Here is a 26,050-nt window from a genome sequence, read left to right as displayed (position 1 = left end):
GTCATTCCTCAAGGATGTGGCTGCCGAAGGCAGCTCTCAGGTGGTCGATGCCTTCCAGGCGTTCGTCGAGCTGGCCGTCCATGCGCGCTACCAGGCTGGCAATCAGCGCTTCGACCTGGGCCATGGTCGGCACCAGGGTGTCGAAGGGCGACGGGGACTCCACCGGGGCGCTGATGATCAGGTCGGCGAACTCGCGCAGTGGCGAGTCGTAGATGTCGGTGAACAGCACCACGCGTGCGCCACGGGCCTTGGCCGCACGGGTCACGCCCAGCGCCTGGGCCTGGTAGCGGCGGTAGTCGAACACCACCACCAGCGTCTGGCGGTCGATATCGCCCAACTGGTCGGGCAGCGCGGCGCCGTCATCCAGCAGCAGGCAGCCGCTGCGCAGCATGCGCAGGTGCGCCACCAGGTAGCCGGCGACGAAGCGGCTGAAACGGCCGCCATGGCAGAGGACGCGCAGCTTGGGATCGAGCAGCCAGTCAGCGAGCAGGCGCACGTCGTCGGCCTGGGTCAGGGCCAGGGTGCGCTGGATGCCTTCGCTGGCGTCGCTCAGGTAATTGGACCAGACGTCGTCGCGACTCATGCCTTCGCGGCGCCCGGCGAGCAGGGTGCGCGGCGAACGCAGGCGGTCATCCACCTCGGCCATCAGGGCATTCTGGAAGTCGCTGTAGCCACTGAAGCCGAGCTTCTTCACCAGCCGCAGGATGCTCGGATCGCTGACGCCGGCCTGGCGTGCGAGGCGCGACATCGGCCCGAGGCCGCTGCGCGGGTAGTCGTCGAGCAAGGCGCGCAGGACTTTGCGCTCGGCCTTGGTGAGTTCGACTTCCGGGGTATTCAGGCGGTCTTTGAGTGTGAGCATGGGTGCGCCTCTTGTTGTGGCTAATTTGTATAATGCGCTCCAGAAACTTTCAATATCTATTTTCTGTAGTATTCACTACCAAACCTGAGCACGCCCATCGACCGCTCGAAGCAGAGCCGCGCATGCCATTTTCCGCAAAAGGAACCGGTGCGTTCGCCAGGACGTCGAACGCCTTCAAAGTCGCCAGGAATCAACCTTGATGAACGAGCTGGAAAAAGCTGCCGCCGGGCTGCTCTACGACGCCAATCACGACCCGCAGGTGCTGCGCCAGCGCGCCGAGGCCAAGGCGAAACTCTTCGACTTCAACCACAGCCACCCGGACGACCGCGAGCGTCGCGAGGCGATTCTCACAGGGCTGTTTGGCAGCATTGGCGATGGATTCGTCATCGAAGGCCCGTTGCACTGCGACTACGGCTTCAACATCGAGATCGGCGCGCGCTTCTACGCCAACGTCAACCTGATGATCCTCGATGGCGCGAAGGTCAGCATCGGCAATGATGTGTTCATTGCGCCCAACGTCGGCATCTACACCGCCGGCCACCCGCTGGACGCCGAGCGGCGCAACCAGGGCCTGGAGTACGCGCACCCGGTGAGCATTGGCGACAACGTGTGGATCGGCGCGGGGGTGAACATCCTGCCCGGCGTGAGCATCGGCGCGAACAGCGTGATCGGCGCTGGCGCCGTGGTGGTGCGCGACATTCCCGAAGGGGTGCTGGCGGCCGGCAATCCGGCGCGCGTGATTCGCCCGATCACCGAGGCCGACCGCCAGCGCTACCGCTGACGGCTACGGCCAGGGTGCGCGGCGCTTCCTCAGGCGTCGTGGTCGAGGCGCTCGACCCAGCGCTCTGCCGCATCGTGGGACGCCTGGAACGCCTCTTCGTGGGATTCCCACGGGCCGACCACCACGTCCAGCGGCGAGACGCCAGCGGGAACCTTCGCCAGCGACAGCAGCACTTCGCCCACCTTGCCGGGGGCGATGTAACGCGGCGACATCAACACGGCGACGCCGGTGGAAGTCAGGTATTCACTGGGTGCCATGAATTCCGGCTCGACTGACTGCTGCATGCGGTTCTCCCCTTGGCCGCGGATGGCCCGTTCTGCGCTGAGTGGCGGAGACGAGGCGCACAACGCGCACTCTCCCTGATTCCTGACCCAGACGGGCGAACCACAGTTCCGGCAACCACCGCCCTCCTGCCCGCCAGCGGACAAACGGCCGTTTCAAGCGGCCACCGGCTCGTGGACCGGCATCGGCCGGCCAAGCAGCGTGCCAACCATCACGGCAAACACCAGCGCCGCAATGCCCGCCACCAGCAGCACACTCTCGAACCCGCCGATGAAGGCCTGGCGCACAGCGGGTGCCAACGCATCGCGCAGTGCCGGCTCAATCACCGAAAGCGCAGCACTGAAATCGCCTGCCGCCGCACGGGTGGCCATCTCGGTGGCCTTGTCCAGCTGCGCGGGCGCCGCCGTTGCCAGTACATCTCGCAGCAGTTGGGCGCTGCGTGCGGACAGCACGCCACCGAGAATGCCGATGGCCAGCACGATGGCGGCGAAGCGCGTCGTGGTGCTCAGGCCCGAGGCCATGCCGGTGCGCTCACGGGGCACGCAGGCCATGATGTTCTTCTGCGTATCGCCGTTGAGCAGCCCGGCGCCGGCCCCCAGCACCAGGCTGGCCAGGGCGAACGGCAAGTACTCCCCCTGCCCGGCCGCCAGTGCGCAAAGCAGGTTGCCCGCGCCGACCAGCACCAGGCCCAGGGCGAAGACCTGCGCCGGACTGAAGCGGCTGTTCAGGCGCATGCCCAGGCGCGGGGTCAGAAGCATGGCGACGGCGAAGGGCAGCATCCCGGCACCCGCAGCGACAGCCGAGAGCTGCAGGCCGTTCTGCAGGTACAGCGGCAGCAGCGTCATCATCACCTGGGCGCAGGCGGCGTAGGCGAACATGCCGAGCAAGGCGCCGATGAAGCGCCCGCTGCGCATCAGCCGCAAATCGATCATCGGCCGCGCCTGGCTGCGCTCCACCATCACGAAGAGGCCCAGCAGGCCGGCGCTGACCAGCAGGCGCGCGAGGGTCGGCGGGCTGTCCCAACCGACGCGATTGGCGTCGATCAACGCCCAGATCAGGTAACCCAGGCCACCGGCGAAGGTCAGGCTACCCAGCGGGTCGAGGCGCGCGGCGGCACTGTCGCGGGATTCCTCGATGCTGCGCAGCGCCATGCCCCCGAGCAGCGCCACCAGCGGCAGGTTCAGGTAGAAGATCCAGCGCCAGCCCAGGGTGGCGGAGATGACCCCGCCCAGCAGCGGCGCGAAGGTGATGGTGGCGCCCATGTACGCGCCCCAGAAGGCCCAGGCCCGCAGGCGCTCTTCGGGCTCGTGGAAGCGGTGGCCGATGGCGGCCAGCGCCGACGTCAGCAACAGGGCCGCGCCGACGCCCTTGGCCGCACGGGCAATGTCCAGGAACAGCAGGCTCGGCGCGGCCCCGCAGGCCAGCGAGGCCGCGCCGAACAGCACCAGCCCGAGCAGCAACATGCGCCGCCGGCCGAAGCGGTCGGCCAGGCTGCCAGCGGGCAGCAGGCAGGCGGCGAAGGCCAGCAGGTAAGCGCTGACCACCCACTCGATGTCGGCAAAAGAACCCGACAGGTCGCGGGCGATACTGGGCAGCGAGACGGCAACGATGTTGGTGTCGAGGATGATCAACGAGCACACCGCCGAGGCGGTCAGCAGGGTGAAGCGAGCGGAGGGACGTTCAGACATGGCAAGGCTTCCGGCGGCGGCCGCGCAGCCGTTCTTTGCTCTGGCGCTTGCGGCCTTGTAGTGTTGCCCCACGGTAACGCCCACGCGCGCCGGGCTGGTTAGCCATGGCGGCCTTCGTCATTAGCCTGCGACTAACGAACATGGAAATCCGCCATTTCCGCTACTTCCTCAGTGTCGCCCGCCACGGCCACTTCACCCGTGCGGCCGAACAGCTGGGCATCGCCCCGCCAACCCTCAGCCGACAGATCCAGGACATGGAGAAGGAACTGGGCGTACTGCTGTTCCAGCGCAGCCAACGCGAGGTGCGCTTGACCGCTGCGGGCGAGGCGCTGCTGGGTGAAGCCGAACTGGCGGTGCTCCAGTTCGATGCGGCGCAACTCGGCGCGCAGCGCGCCGGACGGGGTGAAACCGGGCATCTGCGCGTGGGCTACGTGGCCTCGGCGGCCTATTCCGGCGTACTGCAGCAGCATGTCGAGCAATTCACCCGTACCTCGCCGGGCGTGGATCTCGACATCAGCGAAGCGCCCATGGCGCAATTGCCGGCGCAAATACGCGACGGGGTCCTCGACCTCGCCTACGTCCGCTCGCCGATGAACCTGCCGGAGGAGCTGGAAGCCATCGCGCTGCTGGAGGAAGGCTTCGTCCTCGCCCTGCCCGCCGCCTCGCGCCTCAACGAACTGCCGGAGATTCGCGCCGCCCGCCTGAGCGACGAAACCTTCATCCTGCCCGAACAGATCTCCGGCACCCTGGAGGTCGCCAGCGCAGGCGGCTTCTCTCCGCGCCTCGGCCAGCAGCCCGGCAGCCTGGTCGCGGTGATTGCACTGGTCTCGCTCGGCCGCGGCATCGCCATCGTCCCCGAGTCGGTGGTGCGCCGCGTGCAGTTGCCGCGGGTCAACTACCGCCCGCTCGCCGATTGCCAGCCTCGCTCGTGGTTGTCGCTGCTGCACCGACGTTTCGAGAAATCACCAGTGGCCCGACGCTACATCGAGCAGGTCCGGGCTCAGTCCGCCGACCAGACCGCCAGCTCGTAGCCGTCCGGGTCGATGAAATGGAAGCGCCGGCCGCCAGGGAACGCAAATGTGGCGCGGCTGATGGTGGCGCCGGCGGCCTCCAGGCGGGCCTGGGCCTGCACCAGGTCATCGGCGTAGAGAATGACCAGCGGGCCGCCGGGGCGCACCGGTTCCCCGGTGGTGAGGCCGCCGGTGAGGCGACCGTCGCTGAATTCGCTGTAGGTCGGGCCGTAGTCGGTGAAGGTCCAGCCGAAGGCGCTGCCGTAGAAGGCCTTGCTGCGCGCGATATCGCTGACGTTGAACTCGATGTTGTCGATCTGACGGTCGTTTCCACGAATACCCATAGTCGCCTCCTGGCAAGTCATGACCGCCTGATCCTACGGCAAATTCCGTTATGCAGAGCATGTTGCGCCAGTCAGCCGCAGCGTCGTTGGCCATTTTGCACGGATTGACGAATAATCATCGCAACCCAGCCAAACCCGTCGCCATGCTCAACATTCCCCTCGCCAGCGTCGACGACGTCGACCGCGCCGTACTCGCCATCGGTACCGACTACCCGCTAGGCACCCTGCTCCAGCCGCACTCCCATCGGCGCGCGCAGTTCCTCTATGGCATGAGCGGCCTGATGGAGGTGGAGACCGAGGACGGCGCCTGGGTAATCCCGCCCTACAGCGGTGTGTGGATTCCCGCCGGCAAGCGGCACCGGGTGCTGATGCGCGGGGTCAGCACCCGCAGCCTGTACATCGACCCGCAGGTGCCGGTGCGCGACACCCTCCTGTGCCAGGCGCTGACCGTTTCGCCGCTGCTGCACGAGCTGCTGCTGGCCAGTGTCGAAGTGCCGGCGCTGCACGACGAGGATGGCCGCGACGGCGACCTCCTGCGCCTGCTGCTCCATGAACTGCGCCAGGCTCCGAGCCTGCCGCTGTTCGCCCCGCTGCCGGCTCACCCGCGCCTGGCAGAGCTGTGCCGCGACTTCCTGCGCGCGCCGGACATCGGCATTACAGCGGATGCCTGGGCCGCCGAGCTGCACTGCAGCACGCGCACCTTCAGTCGCCTGTTCCGCCAGCAGACCGGCCTCTCCTTCGGCGCCTGGCGCCAGCAGGCCTGCCTGCTCGCCGCCGTCACCCGCCTCTCCGCGGGTACGCCGGTTACGCGCGTGGCCCTGGAGCTGGGCTACGACAGCCCGAGTGCCTTTTCCAGCATGTTCCGCCGCAGCCTTGGGGTGGCACCGAGCAGCTATCAGGCGTCAGCGAGCAGCGCCTAACCCTGTGATCGGGCGCGATGAGCGACCCGAGTGGTCGGCTCCGGTCTCCCACTCGTCGGGAAATAGCCATATGCCATCAAATGCACACGCCGACCACCCCACTTTAACGCCGCCATAACGTTCCGAGCTCAAGCATGGAATCGTCCGCCACGCGATTCCCTCGGAGAATGACCATGGAGTTGAATTCTCTCTCGCTCGCCATGCTGGTGCTGGCCTTCGCGGCCACGCTGAAATCCCGTTCCGAGCAGCTTCCCGTGGCGGGCTGGATCGAGGAGGCACGCCTCTACCCTGGCGCGATAACCTTGAAGGCCAAGCTGGATACCGGCGCCCTCACCTCTTCCCTGGACGCACGGGACATCCGCTACTTCCGCCGCGCTTCGCAGCAATGGGTGCGGTTTCGCGTGGTTGGCAGGAACCGCGAAACCGGCGAATCCTTCAGCCAGGAATTCGAACGCCCGCTGGTGCGCCGGGTGCGGTTGCGCGGCGCAGGCGGCGTCGATCACCGCCCGGTGGTGACGATGGAGATAGGCATCGGCCAGCAGGTGCTGGTGGAGGAGTTCTCCCTGCGCGACCGCAAGGACATGCTTTATCCGCTGCTGCTGGGGCGCCGCACCCTGGCACGCATCGGCCCGGTAGACACCCGCCGCACCTTCGCCCAATCGCCACGGCACTAGGCCTGGGTGTTCGAGTCGCCCGCCATGTCCAGCGCCACCGCCTGCTCGTCGACCAACTGGCGGAACAGCTCCAGCGATCGCGAGCGCGAGTCGCTGCGCCAGATCAGCCAGGTGTTCAGCCGGGCGAAGTCGCCGGCCATGGGCCAGGCGCTGACCGAGGCGCTGCCGGGCATGTTGCTCAGCATGCTGCGCGGCATTACTGCCAGGCCACCACCAGCGCTCACGCAGGCGAGCATGCTGTGGTAGGACTCCAGCTCGCGGATGGCGCCGGGCGCCGCACCATCGGCGGCGAACCAGCGTTCGAAGTGATGGCGATAGGAGCAGTTGTCGCGGAATACGTAGATCATCTCGCCATCGGCATCCTGGCCGCGCTGGATCGGCGCATGGTGCGACGGCGCGACGACCAGCATCTCCTCGTCGAACACCGGCACGCCCTCCAGCGCCGGATGCCTGATCGGCCCATCGACGAAGGCCGCGATCAGTTCGCCGGCGATCACCCCGTCGATCATCTCGCCCGAAGGCCCGGTGGAAAGGTCCAGCTCCACCTTCGGGTACTGCTGGTGGTAGCGCGCCAGCAGGCGCGGGATGCGAACCGCCGCGGTGCTCTCCAGCGAGCCGATGGGAAAGCGCCCGGTGGGCTCCTTGCCGGAGACCACCACCCTCGCCTCCTCCACCAGGCCGAGGATGCGCGTGGCGTAGACGAGGAAGTCGTGCCCGGCCAGGGACAGCCGCAGGCGATTGTTCTCACGGATGAACAGGTCGGCACCCAGGTCTGCTTCCAGCTGCTTGATCCGCGTGGTGAGGTTGGACGGCACCCGGTGCATGGCCTGGGCGGCGGCAGCGATGCTTTTGTGGGTCGCCACGGCACAGAAGATTTCCAGCTGGACCAGATCCATTTCATTCTCCAAGCGAGAGTGTAATCGTCATTATTATTCAGTTTTCATAAGCATCATTCAACGCGACACTGGCTCCATCCCGCCCACTCACCCTCAGGAGCGAGCCATGAACGTCACCCCGCAGACCCACGCGATCTCCCGCAACCCCGCCACTGGCGAGGTGATCGACAGCTACGCCTTCGAATCCGCCGAGGCCCTGGAGCAGGCCCTGGCCCGCGCAGCCCAAGGCTATGCCGGCTGGAAGCGCACGCCCATCGAGCAGCGCGCCGCCGCCCTGGTGCGTCTCGGCCAGGCCCTGCGCGCCAATGCCGACGCATTCGCTGCCACCATCACCGCCGAGATGGGCAAGCCGATCACCCAGGCCCGTGGCGAAGTGGAAAAGTGCGCCGGCCTGTGCGACTGGTACGCCGCCAATGGTCCGCAGATGCTCGCCGCCGAGCCGACCAGCGTGGAGCACGAGCGCGCCTGGATCGAATACCGCCCGCTGGGCCCGATCCTCGCGGTAATGCCGTGGAACTTCCCGATCTGGCAGGTGCTGCGTGGCGCGGTGCCGGCGCTGCTGGCGGGCAACACCTATGTGCTCAAGCATGCGCCGAACGTCATGGGCAGCGCCTACCTGATGCTGCAGGCGTTCCAGCAGGCGGACTTCCCGGCAGGCGTGTTCGAGGTGATCAACGTCGGTAACGACCTGGTCTCCCAGGCCATCCGCGACGACCGCATCGCCGCCGTGACCGTCACCGGCAGCGTGCGCGCCGGCTCCGCCATCGGCTCCCAGGCGGGCGCTGCGCTGAAGAAGTGCGTGCTGGAACTGGGTGGCTCGGACGCCTTTATCGTGCTTGCCGACGCCGACCTCGATGTCGCCGTGAAGGCCGCCGTCGCCGGGCGCTTCCAGAACTCCGGGCAGGTCTGCGCCGCAGCCAAGCGCTTCATCGTCGAGGACAGCATTGCCGACGTCTTCACCGAGCGCTTCGTCGCTGCCGCCCGCGAACTGGTGATGGGCGATCCGACCCAGGCGCAGACCTACGTTGGCCCGATGGCCCGCTTCGACCTGCGCGACGAGCTTGACGACCAGGTGCAGCGCACCCTGGCCGAAGGCGCCACCCTGCTGCTGGGCGGTGGCAAGGTCGACGGCGCAGGCAACTTCTACCAGCCCACCGTGCTGGCCGACGTCACCCCGGACATGACTTCGTTCCGCGAAGAGCTGTTCGGCCCGGTGGCCTCGATCATCCGCGCGAAGGACGCCCGTCATGCGCTGGAACTGGCCAACGACAGCGATTTCGGCCTGACTGCCACGGTGTTCACCGCCGACCTCGCCCGCGCACGGCAGATGACCGCCGAGCTGGATGTCGGTGGCGTGTTCATCAATGGCTACAGCGCCAGCGATCCCCGCGTCGGCTTCGGTGGTGTGAAGAAGAGCGGCTTCGGTCGCGAACTGTCGCACTTCGGCGTACGCGAGTTCTGCAACGCGCAGACCGTGTGGGTCGACCGCCGCTAAGCGCTGAAAACGCAACGGCCCGCCTCGAAGGCGGGCCGTTTTGCATCCGGCTGCGGTATCAGATCGTGCGCGAGAAACGCTCCTGCTGCCCGCCGCCCAGGTAGGCATCGAAGGCCATGGCCACGCTGCGCATCATCAGTTGCCCCTGGGGCAGCAGCACCAGCGCATCGTCGTGCAGTTCGATCAGGCCGTCGCCAACCTGCTCCTGCAACTGCCGCAACGCCCCTTCGAAGTACTCGTCAAAACGAATGCCGTGGCTCTCCTCCAGCGGCGCGTAATCCACCCGGCCATGGCACATCAGCGCGCTGATCACCTCGCGACGCAGACAGTCGTCGTCAGTCAGGCGGTAGCCCTTGTGCACCGGCAGCAGGCCCTGGTCGAGCCGCGCGTAATACTGCGACAGCTCCTTCACGTTCTGCCCGTAGGTATCGCCGACCTTGCTGATGGACGACACGCCCAGGGCAATCAGGTCACAGTCGGCGTGGGTCGAGTAACCCTGGAAGTTGCGCTGCAGGGTGCCGTTGTTGCGTGCAACCGTGAGCTCGTCGTCCGGCAGGGCAAAGTGGTCCATGCCGATATAGACGTAGCCCGCCTCGGTCAGCCGCTGGATGGTCAGTTCCAGCAGCTCCAGCTTGCGCTCGGGTGGCGGCATGTCCTCGCGGCGGATCAGCCGTTGCGCGCGTACCCGCTCCGGGAGATGGGCATAGCTGTAGGCGGCGATGCGGTCCGGGCGCAGGGCGATGATCTTGCTCAGCGTGGTGTCGAAACTCTCCACCGTTTGCAGCGGCAGGCCGTAGATCAGGTCCACCGACACCGACTTGAAACGCGCCTCGCGGGCCGCCTGTACCAGGTCGAAGACCTGCTGCTCGCTCTGTACGCGGTTGACCGCCTGCTGCACCTGCTCGTCGAAATCCTGCACGCCGAAACTCAGGCGGTTGAAGCCCTGGGCGCGCAGCTCGGCGATTCGTTCGCGGCTGATGGTGCGCGGGTCGACCTCGATGGAGAACTCGTGGGCATCGCTCTCGTCGAGGTTGAAATGCTCGCGCAGGCTGTCCATTACCTCGCCCAGCTGCTCGCTGGTCAGGTAGGTCGGCGTGCCGCCGCCCAGATGCAGCTGGGTGAGCTTGCGCGCCCCGTCGAACAGCGCTGCCTGCAGGGCGATCTCGCGCTTGAGGTACTCCAGGTACTCCACGGCGCGGTGGGTCTTCTGGGTGATGATCTTGTTGCAGGCGCAGTAGTAGCAGAGGCTCTTGCAGAACGGGATGTGGATGTACACCGACAGCGGCTTGGCCGCGCTCTCGTTGCCGCGCTGGTTGCTGCGCTGGGCGGCCGCCCGATAGTCGTCGGCGGCGAAGGCGCCATGGAACTGCGGCGCGGTGGGATAGGAGGTATAGCGCGGGCCGGGACGGTCGTACTTCTCCACCAGCGCGCGGTTGAAACTCATCGATTCGGGCATGACACGGGCTCCTGAGGCGCTGGCAGTCTGACGCTGCGAGTCGCGCGGCAACCTTACACCTGCCCGCGGGAGCGCTCCCTGCGCAGGATCAAGACTTCCATCCAGTCAGGCATATCGCAGCACTCTCACGCCAGTGTCCGACCGCTGGCGCAGAATCAGGAGCCGTCGCGGCGGATGGTCGAGAGGAAGCTCGTGGGAATCGACATCAACAGGATGTAGGCCGACACCACCAGCATCAACCCGCCACTGCCCAGCAGCAGGTAGCGGCGCTCCTTCACCACCGTCATGTCCAGCCCGCCGGAGAAGAGGATCCATCCCAGCCCCGCCAGGGCCACGGTGAACAGGATCGCAATCAGGTAGCTGGCGGCGACGATCAGGAACCAGAGCGGACTCCAGCGCCGGCGTGTCGGCTTTTCCATGGCTTCGGGCCTCCCAGCCCCACAGCGAATACTCACGAATCCGCACAGTCTGATGGCCAGTGGCCGCTTCGGCAATGCGACAAAAGCGGAAGAAGCGCTTTCCAGACGCGACAGAACGGAGGGCAAACCCGACCGGAAGCACCGGCTGACATACCGGAAAACCAGCAAGGGCGCTTACAATCACGTTTTTTACCGCAAGTGCAGTACGGTTCAGGAAATGGCGCTCGATCCACCCACCATGTTGACTATTTCGGTCGCCCTAGCGGCGGCCGCAGCGCTGTATCTGGCCATCGAATGGCGCAGCGTGCGCGAACGCTCGCTGCTCTATTGGAGCGCCGGTTTCGCCACCATCACCCTCGGTTCCACCCTCGCGTTGCTGCGCATGAGCGGCTATCTGCTGGTCGGCATCTGGTTCGCCAACGGCCTGCTGGTGCTCGCGCACTGGTTCTTCCTCAGCGGGGTGGCGAAGTTCACCGAAGCACGGCTGTCACGGGGCTGGCTGCTCGTTCCGCTCACCTGGATAGCGCTGCTGGCGCTGCCCGACGGCGGCCCGCTGTGGTCCAAGCTCATGCTGCTGGCCAATTCCTGGCTGGTCGCCCTGCTCTCCCTGCGCGCCAGCTACCTGTTGCGGCCCCACGGCAAGTCCCTGAGCGTGGGCGCGGTGCAGTTGCGCTACGTGATGCTGGTGCATGGCGCCTTCTACCTGGCCAAGGGCGCGACCGTGATCATCCCCGGCACGCTGATCGACCTCGCCGCCTTCCGTGGCGAGATTATCCAGATATCCCTGGTCGAGGGCGCCATGGCGATCATGCTGATCGCCCTGTCGATGACCGGCACCGAACGCTACCGCCGCGAAAAGCGCATCGCCCGCCTCGCCGCGCGCGACCCGCTGACCGCCCTGTACAACCGCCGGGCCCTGGAAATGCGCGCGCCCCGCGTGTTCGAGGAAATCTCCCCCGAACGCCCCGGCGCGTTGCTGCTGATCGACATCGACAACTTCAAGCAGGTCAACGACCTGCACGGGCACACCGCCGGCGACCGCCTGCTGGAGGCGCTCAGCGAGATGATCCGCGCGGCACTCCCCGAGCGGGCCGTGGCGGCGCGCCTGGGTGGCGACGAGTTCGTCATCCTGCTGAGCAATGTCGGCGGCGAGCAGGTGATGGCGCTGGCCAACAAGCTGCGCGAGCAGTTCCAGGCCACTGCCACGCAGAACTTTGCCACGCCCCAGGCGGTCACCCTGAGCATCGGCGCCAACCTGTTCGACCAGCCGCCGGCCAGCCTCGCCGCGCTGATCGAACAAGGCGACGCCGCGCTCTATGAATCCAAGCGCGGCGGCCGCGACAGCATCCGCCTGATGGACCGCACCCTGGCTGGTGGCGATCCGCTGCGGCTGGGCTGATGTGCGGAGCAGGATCAGGCCCCAGCGCCACAGCTGCGCAAGCACTGTGGCGTTCCCCTGAAACGACTCAGCTGCGGCGCACCGACACCGCGTACTGGGGCATGGTGATGCAGCCGATGTTGCCGCCGCCCAGGAGGATTTCCCGCGAGTTGTCGATGCCGATCACGCGCTTCTCCGGGAACAGCTCGGCCAGCACGCCCTGGGCAATGCGGTCGTTGGGGTCGTTGAAGAACGGCATGACGATGGCGGAATTGCCGGTATAGAAGTTGATGTAGGAGGCGCAGATCTTCGTGCCTTCCTGGCGATCAAAACTGCCATCGACCTGGTCCAGCCCCTCGGCTTCGGCGGCGGTCCACTCCAGCACCCGCGGTTGTGGCAACTTGTGCACCTCCAGCGCATTGCCGCGGGCATCGCGGGCGCTGCGCAGCACGTCGTAGGCCTCCTGATAAATCTCCCATTGCGGGTCGTCGCGGTCGTCGGTCCACTGCATCACCACCACGCCGGGCCGCACGAAGCAGGCAAGATCGTCGACGTGGCCGTCGGTTTCGTCGAACTTGCAGCCACGGGGCAGCCAGATCACCTGCTCGGCGCCCAGGTAGTCGCAGAGCCGGCGGGTGACTTCCTCCTTGCCCAGGTGGGCATTGCGGTTGCGGTTGAGCAGGCACTGCTCGGTGGTCAGCAGGGTGCCCTGACCGTCGCTGCGGATGCTGCCCATCTCGGCGATGATCGACGCGCGATAGCGGTCGAAGCCTTCGATCTCGAGGATCTTCTGCGCGATCTGGTCGTCCTTGTCCCAGGGGTAGTAGAGGCCGCCGTCGAGACCACCGTAGGCGTTGAACTGGAAGTCCACGCCACGCATCTCGCCGGTTTCGTCATTGACCAGGAAGGCCGGGCCACTGTCGCGGAACCAGGTGTCGTTGCAGGTCATTTCCACCACCCGCACCTGCTCGGGCAGCATGCGGCGGGCGTTGGCGTATTGCGCGGCGGAAGCGCAGACGGTGACCGGCTCGCTGCTGGCGATGGCCGTCACCACCTCGACCCAGATCTTCTGCGCCGGCTTGCCGCCGTTGCGCCAGACGTCCGGCCGCTCCGGCCAGCCCAGCCAGCAGCGGGCCTTGGGTTCGAATTCACCGGGCAGGCGGAAGCCGTCCGCCTTGGGCATTGTCGAGTGGGTACGGGACATCGTGACGCTCCGGATTCAGGGAGGGGAATGGCCCAAGGTTGCCGACCCGGAGCGGCGGACACCATTGATGAATTTCGCGGAATACCTGAACTGGATTCATCATTCATCTGCAAAAACGATGAATTTCCATGCAAAGCAGGAGCGGACGCCGTCCGCGATGGTCTCGCCCGGCTCCCTGGCGTACTGGAACGGAGGTCAGTCGATCGCCAACAGAGCCCGCTCCAACGCGATCTCCACCCGCATCAGCTATCAACCAGTTGATCGGTAAACCACTCGATGAAGTCCGCCACCGCCGGCTTCTCCAGACGCAGGCGCTCGCAGACCAGGGCGTACTGCCCCAGGGAGGTGATCTGCGCGGCGAAGGGCCGGACCAGCCGGCCGCTGGCCAGGTCCTCGGCGCTGGTGAGGTTGTCGCCGATGGCCACGCCCTGCCCGCGCACCGCCGCCTCCATGGTCAGCCCGGCGTGGCCGAGGTAGACGTGCCGGCTGGGGCGGATGTCGCTGGCATGAGTGGTCAGCCAGGCAGTCCAGGATTTGCCGTCCTGGTCGTCGTGCAGCAGGCAATGCCGCGCCAGGTCACGCGGATGCTTGAGCGGCGACTGGTTGAACAGGCTGGGGCTGCACACCGGGAAGAACTGCAGGGTCGGCAACGGCCGCACGAAATAGCTGCTCGCGTCTGCCGGGCCGGTACCGTAGGTGATCGCCAGGTCGATCTCCGCGGCTGGCCCCGCTGCCTCCAGCGGCTGTTCGTGCAGGTGCAGGACGATCTCCGGGTAGCGTTCGGCGAAATCCGCCAGCCGGCCCACCAGCCACTTCTGCGCCAGCTCGACCGTCACCGCCACATGCAGCTGGGCCTGGGACCCGGGATCGCGCAGCTCATCGCACGCCGTGCCGATCAGCTCGAAGGCCTGTTGCAGGCTGTGCAGCAGGCGTCGTGCCTGGGGAGTGGGCTGCACCTGGCGACCCTGGCGCTCGAACAGTGTCGCCCCCAACTGCTCTTCCAGCTGGCGAATCTGGTGGCTGACCGCGCTGTCGGTGACGCACAGCTCGGCGGCGGCGCGGCCGAAGTGCGCGTGGCGGGCAGCGGACTCAAAGGTACGCAGGGCGGTAAGCGAAGGCAGGCGGCGCATGGGCGGAGCATCTTTTCGAAAAGGCGGCCGGCATGCTGACCGACACGCCGGGCCCGATGCAAGGCAGAACCTTGCAACACCTCGCGAAACGCAGCCTGTGGCGGAAGTGATTCAATTCATGACAGCCGCCACTCCGCGAAAGCTCGCTGCATTCCGCGAAACGTCGTCAACGCCGCGACCGCAGCCCGTTGCAACATGCAGATTGGATACGCTTCGTGCCCGCTGTTGTGTCGTGCAGGGCACATTGATCGCGTCTCGCAGCAAAAACCCGGTTGCATATCCCGTATCGCTATCTAGGCTCATCTGCACGCACGGATCCTGCACGGGACTAGGCCCAGCTGTCTCCAGGCCGGATTCGCAACGAATGCCATTCAACTGCCCGCAGGCGGTGAATGCCCGTCAGGGACCAGCAGGGGATGCTCGATGACAGCATGCGTACCAGGCGCAAAGAGGATCGACCGCGCCACCATTGCGACATCACTTTGTATCCTATTTTCCGGCAAGGTCGCCGCGACCGGCATCTGGATGGACCAGGCCGGGCGTGAAGGCGCGTGCCTTGCCAGCGCCCCGGCATGCTGATGAGCAACCCGGCCCCACCTATGCAGCGCACATGAGGCCCCGAAACCCGATGCAGTGAACACCCAAAACTCGCTGGCAGTTACCTCGAAGGGTACAGCGCATCAAGCAAGAAGGAGCTTGAAATGAAACTGATCGCGCAATCTTCGAATGCAATGGATGGCCAGGGAGCTGCCAGGCTCTGGAAATTCAGCTCATCGTTCCTGTTGGCTGCGGCCATTTCCATGAGTACACAGGCCTGGGCTGCCGAAGCGCCCAAGCCGGCCACCGACGCCACCAAGGCCGCCAACGACGCGTTGCTCCAGGAGCTGCCGTTCAACGACAAGACCTCGTTCGAACTGGCTCACAAGGGATTCATCGCGCCCCTGCCCACCGAGCCGATCAAAGGCGAAAAGGGCAACATGATCTGGGACCCGGCCAAGTACAACTTCATCAAGGAAGGAGAAGCCGCGCCGGCCACCACCAACCCCAGCCTGTGGCGGCAATCGCAGCTGATCAACATCTCCGGCCTGTTCGAAGTCACCGACGGCATCTACCAGGTGCGCAACTACGACCTGTCGAACATGACCATCGTCGAAGGCAAGAGCGGCATCACCATCTTCGACCCGCTGATCTCCAGCGAGACCGCCAAGGCAGCGCTCGACCTCTACTACGCGCACCGGCCGAAAAAACCGGTGGTCGCGGTGATCTACACCCACAGCCACGTCGACCACTACGGCGGCGTGCGCGGCGTGGTCGACGAGAAGGACGTGAAGGCCGGCAAGGTGAAGATCTACGCGCCGCTGGGCTTCCTCGAACACGCCGTGGCGGAGAACGTCATGGCCGGCACCGCGATGAGCCGCCGCGCCAGCTACATGTATGGCAACCTGCTGCCGCCCAGCGAAACCGGCCAGCTCGGCGCCGGCCTGGGCACCACCACCTCCGCCGGTACCGTGACCCTGATCCCGCCGACCGACATCATCTCCAAGACCGGCGAGAAGCGCGTCATCGACGGCCTCACCTACGAGTTCCTCTACGCGCCGGGCAGCGAGGCGCCGGCCGAGATGATGTACTACATCAAGGAGAAGAAGGCCCTCAACACCGCCGAGGACTCCACCCACACCCTGCACAACACCTACTCGCTGCGCGGCGCGAAGATCCGTGAGCCGCTGCCCTGGTCGAAGTACCTCAACGAGGCGCTGAAGATGTGGGGCGACGACGTGCAGGTGATGTACGCCATGCACCACTGGCCGATCTGGGGCAACAAGGAAGTGCGCGACCAGCTTTCCTCGCAGCGCGACATGTACCGCTACATCAACGACGAGACCCTGCGCCTGGCCAACAAGGGCCTGACCATGACCGAGATCGCCGAGCAGGTGAAACTGCCCAAGGGCATCGCCGATCGCTTCTCCAACCGTGGCTACTACGGCTCGCTGAACCATAACGTCAAGGCCACCTACGTGCTCTACCTGGGCTGGTTCATCGGCAACCCCGCCACCCTTTGGGAACTGCCGCCCGAAGAGGAAGCCAAGCGCTACGTCGACATGATGGGCGGCGCCGACGCCGTGCTGAAGAAAGCCAAGGAGTACTACGACAAGGGTGACTTCCGCTGGGTGGCCGAGGTGGTCAACCACGTGGTCTTCGCCGACCCGAACAACCAGGCGGCGAAGAACCTGCAGGCCGATGCACTGGAACAGCTCGGCTACCAGGCCGAGAGCGGCCCGTGGCGCAACTTCTACCTGACCGGCGCGCAAGAGTTGCGCAACGGCGTACAGAAGCTGCCGACCCCGGACACCGCCAGCCCCGATACCGTCAAGGCGATGGACCTGGACCTGTTCTTCGACTACCTGGCCATGCGCCTGAAAGGGCCTGAAGTCGCGGACAAGCACATCACCCTCAACTTCGACTTCACCGACCTGAAGCAGAAGTACACCCTGGAGATGGTCAACGGCGTGCTCAACCACACCGAAGGCGCGCAGGCGAAAGATGCCGACGCCACCATCACCCTGACCCGCGACACCCTGAACAAGCTGATGCTCAAGCAGACCACGCTGAAGGACGCGGAAGGATCGGGCGAGCTCAAGGTGCAGGGCGACCAGGGCAAGCTGGACGAGCTGATGAGCTACATGGACAACTTCGACTTCTGGTTCAACATCGTCACGCCCTGATCGGGCCGCAACAGGCAGGCCGGCGGCACCACCGCCGGCCTGTTTTTTTGCGTCACGCGCCGCGGCCCCTCGCCAAAACCGTGGGCCACGATTGTCCAGCGCGCCTGGACAGTCCATCCCATCACCACGGAATTATCTTCGTCGCCTGCCCCACTAGACTCAGGCTTGCCTTCAACCCAGCAGGACTGACCAGCATGGCCGACCATTCGATCAAGGGAAAAGTGGTACTCATCGCCGGAGGAGCGAAGAACCTCGGCGGGCTCATCGCCCGTGACCTCGCCGCACAGGGAGCCGCCGCCGTGGCGGTGCATTACAACAGCGCCTCGAGCAAGGCCGAGGCCGACAAGACCGTTGCCGCGCTGCAGGAACTGGGCGCCAGGGCCGTCGCCCTGCAAGCCGACCTCACCCGCGCCGGCGCGGTGGAGAAGCTCTTCGCCGATGCACTCGCTGCCGTCGGCAAGCCGGACATCGCCATCAACACCGTCGGCAAGGTGCTGAAGAAACCCATGGCCGAGATCAGCGAAGCCGAGTACGACGAGATGATGGCGGTGAACGCCAAGTCGGCGTTCTTCTTCATCAAGGAAGCCGGCAAGCACCTCAACGACAACGGCAAGATCTGCACCATCGTCACCTCGCTGCTGGGCGCCTTCACGCCCTTCTATGCCGCCTATGCCGGAGGCAAAGCACCGGTGGAGCACTTCACCCGCGCCGCCGCCAAGGAGCTGGGCGAACGCGGTATCTCCGTCACCGCCGTGGGCCCGGGGCCGATGGACACGCCGTTCTTCTACCCGGCCGAAGGCCAGGACGCGGTGAACTACCACAAGACCGCCGCCGCCCTGTCACCCTTCTCGAAGACCGGCCTGACCGATATCGAGGACGTGGTGCCCTTCATCCGCCACCTGGTCAGCGACGGCTGGTGGATCACCGGGCAGACGCTGCTGATCAATGGCGGCTATACCACCAAGTAACCCCGTGACGCCGGACCGGCCCTGGCCGCCGCTCCGGCGTCCCCGCGCCAGGCTGGCGTCGGATTGCCCCCCCGAGGTGCCATGGAGCGCATCGAGCAGTACCGCATCTTCATCCAGGTCGCCGAACTGGGCAGCTTCATCCAGGCCTCGCGGGTGCTCAAGCTGCCCCGCGCGACGGTGTCCGCTGCCGTCCAGCAACTGGAAGCCGGCGTCGGCACGCGCCTGCTGCATCGCACCACGCGCAAGGTCAGCCTGACGGCGGATGGCCTGCAATTGCTGGAGCGAGCCCGACAGTTGCTGCATGAGTACGACGAGGTCGACCAACTGTTCCAGACGCACCCGCAACAGATCAGCGGGCGCCTGGATGTCGACGTGCCCAGCCGCATCGCCCGGCGCCTGCTGATTCCCGCCCTGCCGGAATTTCTCCGCCAGTACCCGCGCCTGCAACTGGGGCTGGGCTCCACCGACCGGCTCATCGACCCGGTGAGCGAAGGCGTCGACTGCGTCATCCGCTTCGGCCGGCTGGCCAGCAGCAGCCTGGTGGTGAAACCGCTGGGGCAGGTGCTGCTGGTCAACTGCGCGAGCCCCGCCTATCTCGCCGAGCACGGCGTGCCACGCCACCTGGACGACCTGCGCAAGGGCCACCAGGCCATCGGCTACAGCCCGTCCACCGGCGGCCAGGCGTGGCCTTGGGAGTACATCGACGAGGGCCGCGAACACAGCATCGAGCTGTCCAGCCGGGTCATCGTCAACAATGTCGAGAGCTATATCGCCAGCTGCTGCGCCGGGCTCGGCCTGATCCAGGTGCCGCTGTTCGACGTGCAGCACCTGCTCGATGCCGGCGCACTGGTGGAAGTCCTGCCCGGACACCGGCCCGCTCCCATGCCGGTATCGATGCTCTACCCCAACCGTCGCCAGCGCTCGCGGCGGCTGGGGGTATTCCTCGACTGGTTCGGCGCGCAGATGCAGCCCTTTTTGGCGCCCTGAAGAGATTACCTGCGCAGCGCTATTGCCCTGAGGATTGCCCTGAGGCCGGGCATTCGGTTATTTTGATAATAATTCGCATTTGCATGGATTCTCGCCCGGCCTCCCATGACACGACCCATCGCCTGCGCCCACCACGCCCAAGTGGCCAGCCTCTATCGCGAGAACCACGGCTGGATCCAGCAATGGATCAACCGCCGCCTGGGCAACGCCAGCGACGCCGCCGAACTGGCCCAGGACGTGTTCGTACGCCTGCTGGCGCAGCCGCGGGAGTTCGAGAGCGACGTGCACGCCCGCGCCTACCTGAGCCGTATCTCGCTGCACCTGTGCGTCGACTTCTGGCGCCGCAAGCAACTGGAAAAGGCCTGGCTCGAAGCCCTGGCGCAGGTGCCGGAAAGCCATTGGCCGTCCCAGGAACACCAGGCGATCATCCTCGAAACCCTCGGCCAGCTGCAGGACCTGCTGGAGCGCCTGCCCCCCAAGGTCGCCGCCGCCTTCAGCCTGTCGCAACTGCACGGCCTGGGCTACCGGGAAATCGCCGAGGAGCTGGGCGTTTCCGTGCGCAGCGTGACCAAGTACATCGCCCAGGCCATGTTCCAGTGCGCCCTGCTCGAAGCGGAACTCGACGGAGTGCTGCAATGAGCGCAAAACCCGGCCTCGACCACGCCACGCTGGAAAGCGCCGCCGACTGGTTCGCGCGCCTGCAGGAGGCGCCCAACGACGCCGAGCTGCACGCCCAATGGCGCCGCTGGCTCGACCAGGGCGAGGCGCAGCGCCTGGCCTGGAGCTACATCGAACGGATCAGCCAGCGCTTCGCCGGCATCCAGCAGCAAGGCCCCGCAGCACACCGCACGCTGGCCACCCTGCGCAACGGCAAGCAGACGCGCCGCCGGCTGCTCAGCCAGTTCAGCGTGCTGGCGGGTGCCGGCCTGTTCGGCTGGCTGGGCTGGCGCGCCAACCCCATCGACAGCCTGCACGCCTGGCGCGCGCAGTACCGCACGGCGATCGGCGAGCGCCGCAGCGAACGGCTCAGCGACGGCACGCAACTCTGGCTCAACAGCGACAGCGCGCTGGACGTGCACTTCGACGACGGCCGCCGAGAGCTGGTGCTGTACGCCGGTGAAGTGTTGATCGAGACCGGGCACGGCGATAGCCGCCCCTTCCAGGTACGCACCCGTGCCGGCCTGCTGCAACCGCTGGGCACCCGCTTCAGCGTGCGCGAGCTCGGCCCGCGCACACAGCTCAACGTCTACCAGGGCGCGGTGCGCACCACCCTGCAGGACAGTGGCGCCAGCCTCGTCCTCAAGGCAGGCCAGGGCGTCATCTTCGATGCCCGCGAAGCCGGCGCCGTGACGCGCGCCCAGGCCCGCCGCGAAGCCTGGAGCCGCGGCCTGCTGCTGGCCGAGGACATGCCGTTGGCGCAATTCATCGAGGAGCTGGGCGGCTACCGGCGTGGGCACCTGGGTGTCGACCCCGCGGTGGCCCGGCTGCGCGTCATGGGCAGCTTCCCGCTGGCCGATACCGACCAGGCCCTGGCGCAACTCGAAGAAGCATTGCCGGTGCGCGTGCAGCGGCGTTTTGACTGGTGGGTGACAGTGGTCCCGCGCCGCTAGGCGGCCGAGTCGAGCCCCGGTTCGCGAGCAAGCTCGCTCCTACGAAGAACCCAACCCCAGCTGTAGGAGCGTGCTTGCTCGCGAACTGCCGACGCATCTGCCAATTCAGGTTTCGCGCCCGAGAAAAAAGTTTTCGAGAATGGTTCCGATTTTCCGTCCTGCTTCGGATTACTAGGAAACACCCCTAATAACCGGACGCCAAGGAACCGGAATGTCACGCCAAGACCAGCACTTCCCGAGCAAAAAGCATCCCCTGTTTCTCGCCATTGCCCTGAGCCTGGCCACCGTCGGCCCGCTCTCGGCGCCTTCCACCGCCATCGCCGAGCAAGCTCAGCGGCAGAACTTCGACATCCCCGCCGGCCCCCTCGCCCGCCAGCTCAACGAACTGGCCGCGCAGACCGGCCTGCTGCTGGCCGCTGACGCCGAGCTGACCCGCGACCGCCAGAGCCAGGCCGTGCGCGGCAACTACAGCGCCGAGGAAGCGCTGGACCTGATGCTGATGGGCAGCGGCCTCAGCGCCCAACGCAGTACGCAGCAGGGCAGCGGCAACCGCTACCAGTTGATACTCATCCCGCAGGACGACGCCGCCCTGGAAATGAGCGACACCACCATCATGGGCCAGGGCATGGGCCAGGCCACCGAGAACTCCGGCAGCTACACGCCGGGCCTGACCAGCGTCGGCTCGAAGACACCGACCTCGCTGAAGGAAACCCCGCAGTCGGTCTCGGTGCTCACCCGCCAGTTGATGAATGACCGCCAGATCGCGGACCTCAACGACGCCATGAAGGCCGTGCCGGGCATCACCGTGCAGAGCAACACCTTCCGCATCCAGGACTTCTACTCGCGCGGCTTCGCCATCCAGAACATCCAGCTCGACGGCGCGGCACCCATGGCGCTGGGCACCACCGCCGGCTCGTTCTACTCCTCCAACGTCTACGACATGGCCGAGTTCGACCATGTCGAAGTGCTGCGCGGCAGCTCCGCGCTGTTCGGCGGCACCGGCGACCCTGGCGGCATCATCAACCTGGTGCGCAAGCGCCCGCTGGATACCTACCAGCTCAAGTTCAGCGCCTCCGCCGGCACCTGGGACAACTACCGCAGCGAGCTCGACGTCACCGGCCCGCTGGGCTTCGACGGCAAGCTGCGCGGGCGCGCGGTGGTGGCCTACCAGGACCGCCAGTACTTCACCGACAACCGCGCCACCGACAAGCCGATCTTCTACGGCGTGCTGGAAGCCGACGTCACCGATGACACCATGCTCACCGGCGGGCTGCGCTTCAACAAGGTCCACGAGACCGGTACCGCCAATGCCCTGCCGCGCTACAGCAACGGCGTCGACCTGGGCCTGCCGCGGCACACCGGGCTGTCCACCACCTGGGCCTACGCCGACGGCTTCTCCCGCGAATACTTCGCCAAGCTCGACCACCGCCTGAACGACGACTGGAAGCTCAACCTCAGCTACACCAACATCTACGACACCATCGAGACCAACAACGCCACCACCCTGGGCTCGGTGAACCCGGTGACCGGCACCGGCGTCACCCGCTACGGCACCTGGATCACCCAGTGGAGCGAGCAGGACCTCTGGGACGCCAACGTCTCGGGCAACTTCAGCCTGTTCGGCCTGAACCACCAGCTCACCGTCGGCGGCGACTACCAGGACATCGACAGCCGCTGGCAGGGCACGCCGCGCTTTGCCAGTGCCGGCGGCGCGGTGGACGTGTTCGACCCGAACTCCACACCCTGGAGCGACCCCGGCGTGCGCCCGGACGTTACCCGCGACTACAGCCCCAACAGCCAGACCCAGTACGGCCTCTACTCCAGCCTGCGCCTGCAGCTGGCCGACCCTCTGCACCTGATCCTCGGCGCACGGGTGCAGCGCTACAAGTTCGACCAGACCTACCAGAGCCTGGCCAATGGCGTTTGGGGCGTGCAGTCGCGCGTCGACATGCGCGAGCCGACCAAGACCACCCCGTTTGGCGGCATCGTCTACGACCTCACCGACGAGTGGGCCGCCTATGCCAGCTACGCGGAAATCTTCAAGCCGCAGCAGAACTACATGGCCGGCCCGCTGGGCAGCGGCAGCACCCTCGACCCCATGACCGGCAAGACCTACGAAACCGGCCTGAAGGGCGAGCTGCTGGGCGGCACGGTGAACACCAGCGTGGCGCTCTACTACACCAAGCGTGAAGACCAGGCCGTGCTGGACCCACAGTACGAAGCTACTTCCGTGCTGTTCGGCGGCAACTGCTGCTACGTCAACGGCGGCGAGGTGACCAGCAAGGGCGTCGACATGGAAATCTCCGGCGAGCTGCTGCCGGACTGGATGCTGATGGCCAGCTACACCCTGAACCTCAACAAGAACCGCACCGCCGGGGGCCAACTGAGCACCGTCACGCCCAAGCACATGGCCAAGCTGTTCACCACCTACCGCCTGCCGGGCGACTGGTCGAAGTTCCGCGTCGGCGGCGGCGTCGATATCCAGAGCGCGACCAAGGTCAGCGGCACCGCCTCCACCTATGACGGCAATGGCAACGTGGTGCAGAGCAACGTGCCGTTCGACTACCAGCAAAGCGGCTACGCAGTGTGGAACGCCCTGGTCGACTACCAGCTCGATGAGCACTGGAACGTCGCACTCAACGGCAACAACCTGTTCGACAAGAAGTACTACCAGACGGTCGGCACCTCGACCTACGGCAACGTCTACGGCGACCCGCGCAACTTCATGCTGACCGTGCGTGCCACGTACTGAGGATCGCGCCTTCATCAAAGCTTAATCTCGCGCCGGCAGACTGAACCCAGTCACCAATGGTGCGTGACCCATGAATGCTGCCTGTTCCAGGCAGCATTTTTTTTGCCCGAAAATCGCTGCACTCTCGCGCCCGTGCCCGGACAACCCGGCAGATTGCTGCTATATGCCTTGAGGCACGCGCTGCCGCGCGGCCGCCTCTTCTTGCGCCTTCGTATGGACACCGGCATGCCGATCCACCGCTCCAGCACCATCCTGGCCAGCAGCCTGGGCCTGACTGCCGCCATCAGCGCCCTGTCGCTCTGGGCCATCCTGGAAATGCGCCACGACGCGCTGGAAGTCGCCAGTGCCAATGGCCACAACATCGCCCTGCTGGTGCAACGCGATATCCAGCGCAATCTCGACCTCTACGACATGAGCCTGAAGGCAGTCGTGCATGCCCATGCCGAGCCCGAGGTGCGCGCACTCTCCGGTGAGGTACGCCAATCGCTGCTCGAGGACTACACCGCACCGACCCATGGCATGGGCTCGATGTTCATCACCAATGCCCAGGGCATAGCCACCTTCAACTTCGGCAAGGAAATCCCCGGGCGTATCGACCTGTCCCGGCGCGAGTACTTCCAGGCGCAGCGCGAGGCGAGCGGAAACGAGCTGCTCATCAGCCACCCCTACATTCCCTACTCCAGCAACGCCCGCAACAGCATCGCCCTGAGCCGACGCCTGGAGCTCGAGGACGGCAGTTTCGCCGGCGTGGTCGGCGCCAATCTGGAACTGAGCTACTTCCGCGAGTTGTTCAGCGGCCTCAACCTGGGCGAAGGCGGCACCGTCAGCCTGCACATGCGCGACGGCACGCTGCTGGCACGCTGGCCCGACTCACCGCCCACCGGGACCCTGGCCGGAGCGCTGGAACACTACCTGGCCAGCGGTGAGGAAACCTTCTTCGACCGCGGCAGCGACGGCGTCAAACGCTGGCACGACTTCCGCCCCGTGGAGGGCTACCCGTTGGTTTTCAGCGTGGCCCTGCCCTCCAGCGAGATCTACGAGGACTGGTACTGGCGCGGCGGATTGATCGCCCTGCTGGGTCTCGCCCTGGATGGCACGGTGATCGGCCTGGCACTGATCGCCCTGCGCCAGATGCGCCAGCGCGACCGCAAGGAAGCCGAGTTGCAGATGGCGGCCAGCACCGATCCGCTGACCGGGCTGAACAACCGCCGCGCCTTCGACCTGCGCGCCGGCCACGAGTGGTCGCGTTACCAGCGCAGCGGTGCGGCACTCTCGGTAATGCTCATGGATATCGACAAGTTCAAGGCCTACAACGACCACTACGGTCACCCCGCCGGCGATGCGGCGCTCAGGACCGTGGCCCAGGTGATCGCCGAGTGGACCCGGCGCCCGGCCGATTGTGCGGCGCGCTTCGGCGGCGAGGAGTTCGTCGTACTGCTGGGCGACAGCGAAGAGGCCGACGCCCTGGCGCTGGCCGAACACATCCGCGCCAGCCTGCAGGGGCTCGCCGTACCGCACGAACACGGCCCGCTGGGCGTACTCACCCTGAGCATCGGCGTCGCCAGCACCTCACGCTTCAGCCCGGCCAACTGGGCCGAGCTGCTGCAATCCGCCGACAGCGCGCTGTACCAGGCAAAGAATGGCGGACGCAACCGCGTGGTCGGCTTCCACCCCGCCGAGGTCGAATCGTCCTAGCTTCGAGCGCCACGCAGGCTCAGCACCTTCAGCTCGCACTCGAACAGGAACTCGAACGCCTCCACCTGGCGCAGCGCATCGCTCATGTGTGCGCCCCAGGTGTACAGGCCATGACCGCGAATCAGGTAGCCGGGGCAATCCGGGTGCGCATCCAGCCAGGGCTGCACCTTGGCCGCCAGGCGGGCGATGTCCTGGTCGTTGTCGAAGATGGGCACGGTGACGCGGCCTTCGTGGGTGGTAACCCCGGAAAAGGCCTTCTGCAATTCGTAGTCTTCCAGCTCCAGGCGGTCGCCCGCGGTCAGGCGCGACATCACGGTGGCGTTCACCGAGTGGGTATGCAGCACCGCGCCGATCTCCGGGCGCCAAACGTAGAGCTGGGTGTGCAGCAGGGTTTCCGCCGAGGGCTTCTTGCCCGGTTCGAGACTGTTGCCGGCCAGATCGGTCTCCAGCACATCGTCCTCGCCGAGCTGGCCCTTGTGCTTGCCCGAAACGGTCAGCAGCGCACGGTCGGCGGCCAGGCGCGCCGAGTAATTGCTGCTGGTGGCCGGCGACCAGCCACGACCGTAGAGGAAGCGGCCGGCGTCGATGATCTGCCGGGTGAGTTGCTGGCGGGTGTCAGTCATGCGAACGCCGGTGCTGTTGGAAGAGGTCGCCACTCTAGCCATGCTCACCTGCAGCTAGAAATACCTTAATCGCATGAGGTCATAACTCGCGCACGCCCGCGCCAGAGCGATCCATCGCAGCGACGGCTCCTCGCGCACAGCTATCTGCCCGCCGCC

24 protein-coding genes are annotated in these 26,050 nt (G+C 66.2%); 14 read left to right on the top strand and 10 right to left on the bottom strand.

The window, feature by feature from the left end:
* Position 1: 1 nt before the first annotated feature.
* A complete protein-coding gene (locus A6723_RS07320) occupies positions 2 to 859 on the bottom strand; it encodes a MurR/RpiR family transcriptional regulator (RefSeq protein ID WP_054908575.1) in 858 nt (285 codons plus the stop codon).
* Between the two features lie 199 nt (positions 860 to 1,058).
* Here A6723_RS07320 and A6723_RS07315 point away from each other — a divergent pair, with 199 nt between their 5' ends.
* Positions 1,059 to 1,640: a sugar O-acetyltransferase gene (locus A6723_RS07315; protein WP_054908574.1), complete on the top strand. Its 582-nt coding sequence runs from the start codon at positions 1,059 to 1,061 to the stop codon at positions 1,638 to 1,640.
* Positions 1,641 to 1,669: 29 nt separating this feature from the next.
* On the opposite strand, the gene A6723_RS07310 is transcribed toward A6723_RS07315, so the two are convergent.
* Positions 1,670 to 1,924: a hypothetical protein gene (locus tag A6723_RS07310; protein ID WP_024763757.1), complete on the bottom strand. Its 255-nt coding sequence runs from the start codon at positions 1,922 to 1,924 to the stop codon at positions 1,670 to 1,672.
* 153 nt (positions 1,925 to 2,077) lie between these two features.
* A complete protein-coding gene (locus A6723_RS07305) occupies positions 2,078 to 3,610 on the bottom strand; it encodes an MFS transporter (RefSeq protein WP_054908573.1) in 1,533 nt (510 codons plus the stop codon).
* A gap of 140 nt (positions 3,611 to 3,750) precedes the next feature.
* Here A6723_RS07305 and A6723_RS07300 point away from each other — a divergent pair, with 140 nt between their 5' ends.
* Positions 3,751 to 4,641, top strand: coding sequence for a LysR family transcriptional regulator (locus A6723_RS07300; RefSeq protein WP_054908572.1), 891 nt, complete (start codon positions 3,751 to 3,753; stop codon positions 4,639 to 4,641).
* Here the strand turns inward: A6723_RS07300 and A6723_RS07295 are convergent.
* Positions 4,611 to 4,964, bottom strand: a complete 354-nt coding sequence (locus tag A6723_RS07295) for a VOC family protein (protein WP_054908571.1) — start codon at positions 4,962 to 4,964, stop codon at positions 4,611 to 4,613. The two genes, A6723_RS07300 and A6723_RS07295, sit on opposite strands and share 31 nt — an antisense overlap.
* 143 nt (positions 4,965 to 5,107) lie before the next feature.
* Here A6723_RS07295 and A6723_RS07290 point away from each other — a divergent pair, with 143 nt between their 5' ends.
* Both A6723_RS07290 and A6723_RS07285 read left to right on the top strand, forming a co-directional pair.
* On the top strand, positions 5,108 to 5,884 hold the full coding sequence (locus tag A6723_RS07290; protein ID WP_054908570.1) for a helix-turn-helix domain-containing protein: 777 nt from the start codon (positions 5,108 to 5,110) through the stop codon (positions 5,882 to 5,884).
* A 173-nt stretch (positions 5,885 to 6,057) separates the two neighbouring features.
* A complete protein-coding gene (locus A6723_RS07285; RefSeq protein ID WP_054908593.1) occupies positions 6,058 to 6,558 on the top strand; it encodes a RimK/LysX family protein in 501 nt (166 codons plus the stop codon).
* On the opposite strand, the gene A6723_RS07280 is transcribed toward A6723_RS07285, so the two are convergent.
* Positions 6,555 to 7,454: a LysR family transcriptional regulator gene (locus A6723_RS07280; RefSeq protein WP_054908569.1), complete on the bottom strand. Its 900-nt coding sequence runs from the start codon at positions 7,452 to 7,454 to the stop codon at positions 6,555 to 6,557. The two genes, A6723_RS07285 and A6723_RS07280, sit on opposite strands and share 4 nt — an antisense overlap.
* A gap of 106 nt (positions 7,455 to 7,560) precedes the next feature.
* Between A6723_RS07280 and A6723_RS07275 the strand changes: the two genes are divergently transcribed.
* The gene (locus A6723_RS07275; protein WP_054908568.1) at positions 7,561 to 8,949 is read left to right on the top strand and encodes an aldehyde dehydrogenase family protein; all 1,389 of its coding nucleotides are present in this window, start codon (positions 7,561 to 7,563) and stop codon (positions 8,947 to 8,949) included.
* A 58-nt stretch (positions 8,950 to 9,007) separates the two neighbouring features.
* Here A6723_RS07275 and hemN read toward each other — a convergent pair whose 3' ends face one another.
* On the bottom strand, positions 9,008 to 10,405 hold the full coding sequence (hemN, locus tag A6723_RS07270) for an oxygen-independent coproporphyrinogen III oxidase (RefSeq protein WP_054908567.1): 1,398 nt from the start codon (positions 10,403 to 10,405) through the stop codon (positions 9,008 to 9,010).
* Positions 10,406 to 10,560: 155 nt separating this feature from the next.
* Positions 10,561 to 10,824, bottom strand: coding sequence for a hypothetical protein (locus A6723_RS07265; RefSeq protein WP_037015552.1), 264 nt, complete (start codon positions 10,822 to 10,824; stop codon positions 10,561 to 10,563).
* A 217-nt stretch (positions 10,825 to 11,041) separates the two neighbouring features.
* Here A6723_RS07265 and A6723_RS07260 point away from each other — a divergent pair, with 217 nt between their 5' ends.
* Complete coding sequence (locus tag A6723_RS07260) at positions 11,042 to 12,223, top strand: GGDEF domain-containing protein (protein WP_054908566.1); 1,182 nt, start codon at positions 11,042 to 11,044, stop codon at positions 12,221 to 12,223.
* 67 nt (positions 12,224 to 12,290) lie between these two features.
* On the opposite strand, the gene aguA is transcribed toward A6723_RS07260, so the two are convergent.
* The gene (gene aguA, locus A6723_RS07255; protein WP_054908565.1) at positions 12,291 to 13,406 is read right to left on the bottom strand and encodes an agmatine deiminase; all 1,116 of its coding nucleotides are present in this window, start codon (positions 13,404 to 13,406) and stop codon (positions 12,291 to 12,293) included.
* 67 nt (positions 13,407 to 13,473) lie between these two features.
* On the opposite strand from aguA, the gene A6723_RS31670 reads away from it, so the two are divergent.
* Positions 13,474 to 13,674 carry a hypothetical protein gene (locus tag A6723_RS31670; RefSeq protein WP_139092928.1) on the top strand — a complete coding sequence of 67 codons (201 nt, stop codon included), beginning with the start codon at positions 13,474 to 13,476 and terminating at the stop codon, positions 13,672 to 13,674.
* On the opposite strand, the gene A6723_RS07250 is transcribed toward A6723_RS31670, so the two are convergent.
* Complete coding sequence (locus A6723_RS07250) at positions 13,649 to 14,536, bottom strand: LysR substrate-binding domain-containing protein (protein WP_054908564.1); 888 nt, start codon at positions 14,534 to 14,536, stop codon at positions 13,649 to 13,651. The genes A6723_RS31670 and A6723_RS07250 overlap by 26 nt on opposite strands.
* A gap of 800 nt (positions 14,537 to 15,336) precedes the next feature.
* Here A6723_RS07250 and A6723_RS07245 point away from each other — a divergent pair.
* The 7 genes from A6723_RS07245 to A6723_RS07215 all read left to right on the top strand — a co-directional run bounded on the left by A6723_RS07245 (position 15,337) and on the right by A6723_RS07215 (position 25,271).
* Positions 15,337 to 17,259, top strand: a complete 1,923-nt coding sequence (locus A6723_RS07245; RefSeq protein ID WP_054908592.1) for an alkyl/aryl-sulfatase — start codon at positions 15,337 to 15,339, stop codon at positions 17,257 to 17,259.
* A 194-nt stretch (positions 17,260 to 17,453) separates the two neighbouring features.
* Positions 17,454 to 18,227 carry an SDR family oxidoreductase gene (locus tag A6723_RS07240; RefSeq protein ID WP_054908563.1) on the top strand — a complete coding sequence of 258 codons (774 nt, stop codon included), beginning with the start codon at positions 17,454 to 17,456 and terminating at the stop codon, positions 18,225 to 18,227.
* 81 nt (positions 18,228 to 18,308) lie between these two features.
* On the top strand, positions 18,309 to 19,214 hold the full coding sequence (locus tag A6723_RS07235; RefSeq protein ID WP_054908562.1) for a LysR family transcriptional regulator: 906 nt from the start codon (positions 18,309 to 18,311) through the stop codon (positions 19,212 to 19,214).
* 105 nt (positions 19,215 to 19,319) lie between these two features.
* The gene (locus A6723_RS07230; RefSeq protein ID WP_054908561.1) at positions 19,320 to 19,853 is read left to right on the top strand and encodes a sigma-70 family RNA polymerase sigma factor; all 534 of its coding nucleotides are present in this window, start codon (positions 19,320 to 19,322) and stop codon (positions 19,851 to 19,853) included.
* Positions 19,850 to 20,824 (top strand): FecR domain-containing protein, encoded by a 975-nt coding sequence (locus tag A6723_RS07225; protein ID WP_054908560.1) that lies wholly within the window; start codon positions 19,850 to 19,852, stop codon positions 20,822 to 20,824. Before A6723_RS07230 ends, A6723_RS07225 begins: the two co-directional genes overlap by 4 nt.
* Before the next feature lie 211 nt (positions 20,825 to 21,035).
* Positions 21,036 to 23,576 carry a TonB-dependent siderophore receptor gene (locus A6723_RS07220; protein WP_054908559.1) on the top strand — a complete coding sequence of 847 codons (2,541 nt, stop codon included), beginning with the start codon at positions 21,036 to 21,038 and terminating at the stop codon, positions 23,574 to 23,576.
* A 225-nt stretch (positions 23,577 to 23,801) separates the two neighbouring features.
* The gene (locus tag A6723_RS07215) at positions 23,802 to 25,271 is read left to right on the top strand and encodes a sensor domain-containing diguanylate cyclase (RefSeq protein ID WP_054908558.1); all 1,470 of its coding nucleotides are present in this window, start codon (positions 23,802 to 23,804) and stop codon (positions 25,269 to 25,271) included.
* On the opposite strand, the gene A6723_RS07210 is transcribed toward A6723_RS07215, so the two are convergent.
* Positions 25,268 to 25,894: a methylthioribulose 1-phosphate dehydratase gene (locus A6723_RS07210; RefSeq protein ID WP_054908557.1), complete on the bottom strand. Its 627-nt coding sequence runs from the start codon at positions 25,892 to 25,894 to the stop codon at positions 25,268 to 25,270. The two genes, A6723_RS07215 and A6723_RS07210, sit on opposite strands and share 4 nt — an antisense overlap.
* Between the last annotated feature and the right edge of the window lie 156 nt (positions 25,895 to 26,050).

This window comes from Pseudomonas sp. AU11447 (assembly GCF_001672555.2).
In the GTDB taxonomy this organism is placed as follows: Bacteria; Pseudomonadota; Gammaproteobacteria; order Pseudomonadales; family Pseudomonadaceae; genus Pseudomonas; species Pseudomonas nitroreducens.
The sequence above is the reverse complement of the archived record's forward strand: the minus strand, read 5'-3'. Positions and strand labels throughout refer to the sequence as shown.

Excerpts from the sequence above, each read along its gene's own strand:
- A6723_RS07295 (WP_054908571.1), bottom strand. The coding sequence starts at position 4,964 with ATGGGTATTCGTGGAAACGACCGTCAGATCGACAACATCGAGTTCAAC.
- A6723_RS07265 (WP_037015552.1), bottom strand. The coding sequence starts at position 10,824 with ATGGAAAAGCCGACACGCCGGCGCTGGAGTCCGCTCTGGTTCCTGATC.
- A6723_RS07300 (WP_054908572.1), top strand. The coding sequence starts at position 3,751 with ATGGAAATCCGCCATTTCCGCTACTTCCTCAGTGTCGCCCGCCACGGC.
- A6723_RS07220 (WP_054908559.1), top strand. The coding sequence starts at position 21,036 with ATGTCACGCCAAGACCAGCACTTCCCGAGCAAAAAGCATCCCCTGTTT.
- A6723_RS07305 (WP_054908573.1), bottom strand. The coding sequence starts at position 3,610 with ATGTCTGAACGTCCCTCCGCTCGCTTCACCCTGCTGACCGCCTCGGCG.
- A6723_RS07215 (WP_054908558.1), top strand. The coding sequence starts at position 23,802 with ATGCCGATCCACCGCTCCAGCACCATCCTGGCCAGCAGCCTGGGCCTG.
- A6723_RS07235 (WP_054908562.1), top strand. The coding sequence starts at position 18,309 with ATGGAGCGCATCGAGCAGTACCGCATCTTCATCCAGGTCGCCGAACTG.
- aguA (WP_054908565.1), bottom strand. The coding sequence starts at position 13,406 with ATGTCCCGTACCCACTCGACAATGCCCAAGGCGGACGGCTTCCGCCTG.
- A6723_RS07250 (WP_054908564.1), bottom strand. The coding sequence starts at position 14,536 with ATGCGCCGCCTGCCTTCGCTTACCGCCCTGCGTACCTTTGAGTCCGCT.
- A6723_RS07290 (WP_054908570.1), top strand. The coding sequence starts at position 5,108 with ATGCTCAACATTCCCCTCGCCAGCGTCGACGACGTCGACCGCGCCGTA.
- A6723_RS07320 (WP_054908575.1), bottom strand. The coding sequence starts at position 859 with ATGCTCACACTCAAAGACCGCCTGAATACCCCGGAAGTCGAACTCACC.
- A6723_RS07315 (WP_054908574.1), top strand. The coding sequence starts at position 1,059 with ATGAACGAGCTGGAAAAAGCTGCCGCCGGGCTGCTCTACGACGCCAAT.
- A6723_RS07245 (WP_054908592.1), top strand. The coding sequence starts at position 15,337 with ATGAGTACACAGGCCTGGGCTGCCGAAGCGCCCAAGCCGGCCACCGAC.
- A6723_RS07210 (WP_054908557.1), bottom strand. The coding sequence starts at position 25,894 with ATGACTGACACCCGCCAGCAACTCACCCGGCAGATCATCGACGCCGGC.
- A6723_RS07230 (WP_054908561.1), top strand. The coding sequence starts at position 19,320 with ATGACACGACCCATCGCCTGCGCCCACCACGCCCAAGTGGCCAGCCTC.
- A6723_RS07275 (WP_054908568.1), top strand. The coding sequence starts at position 7,561 with ATGAACGTCACCCCGCAGACCCACGCGATCTCCCGCAACCCCGCCACT.
- A6723_RS31670 (WP_139092928.1), top strand. The coding sequence starts at position 13,474 with ATGAATTTCGCGGAATACCTGAACTGGATTCATCATTCATCTGCAAAA.
- hemN (WP_054908567.1), bottom strand. The coding sequence starts at position 10,405 with ATGCCCGAATCGATGAGTTTCAACCGCGCGCTGGTGGAGAAGTACGAC.
- A6723_RS07260 (WP_054908566.1), top strand. The coding sequence starts at position 11,042 with ATGGCGCTCGATCCACCCACCATGTTGACTATTTCGGTCGCCCTAGCG.
- A6723_RS07240 (WP_054908563.1), top strand. The coding sequence starts at position 17,454 with ATGGCCGACCATTCGATCAAGGGAAAAGTGGTACTCATCGCCGGAGGA.
- A6723_RS07225 (WP_054908560.1), top strand. The coding sequence starts at position 19,850 with ATGAGCGCAAAACCCGGCCTCGACCACGCCACGCTGGAAAGCGCCGCC.
- A6723_RS07310 (WP_024763757.1), bottom strand. The coding sequence starts at position 1,924 with ATGCAGCAGTCAGTCGAGCCGGAATTCATGGCACCCAGTGAATACCTG.
- A6723_RS07285 (WP_054908593.1), top strand. The coding sequence starts at position 6,058 with ATGGAGTTGAATTCTCTCTCGCTCGCCATGCTGGTGCTGGCCTTCGCG.
- A6723_RS07280 (WP_054908569.1), bottom strand. The coding sequence starts at position 7,454 with ATGGATCTGGTCCAGCTGGAAATCTTCTGTGCCGTGGCGACCCACAAA.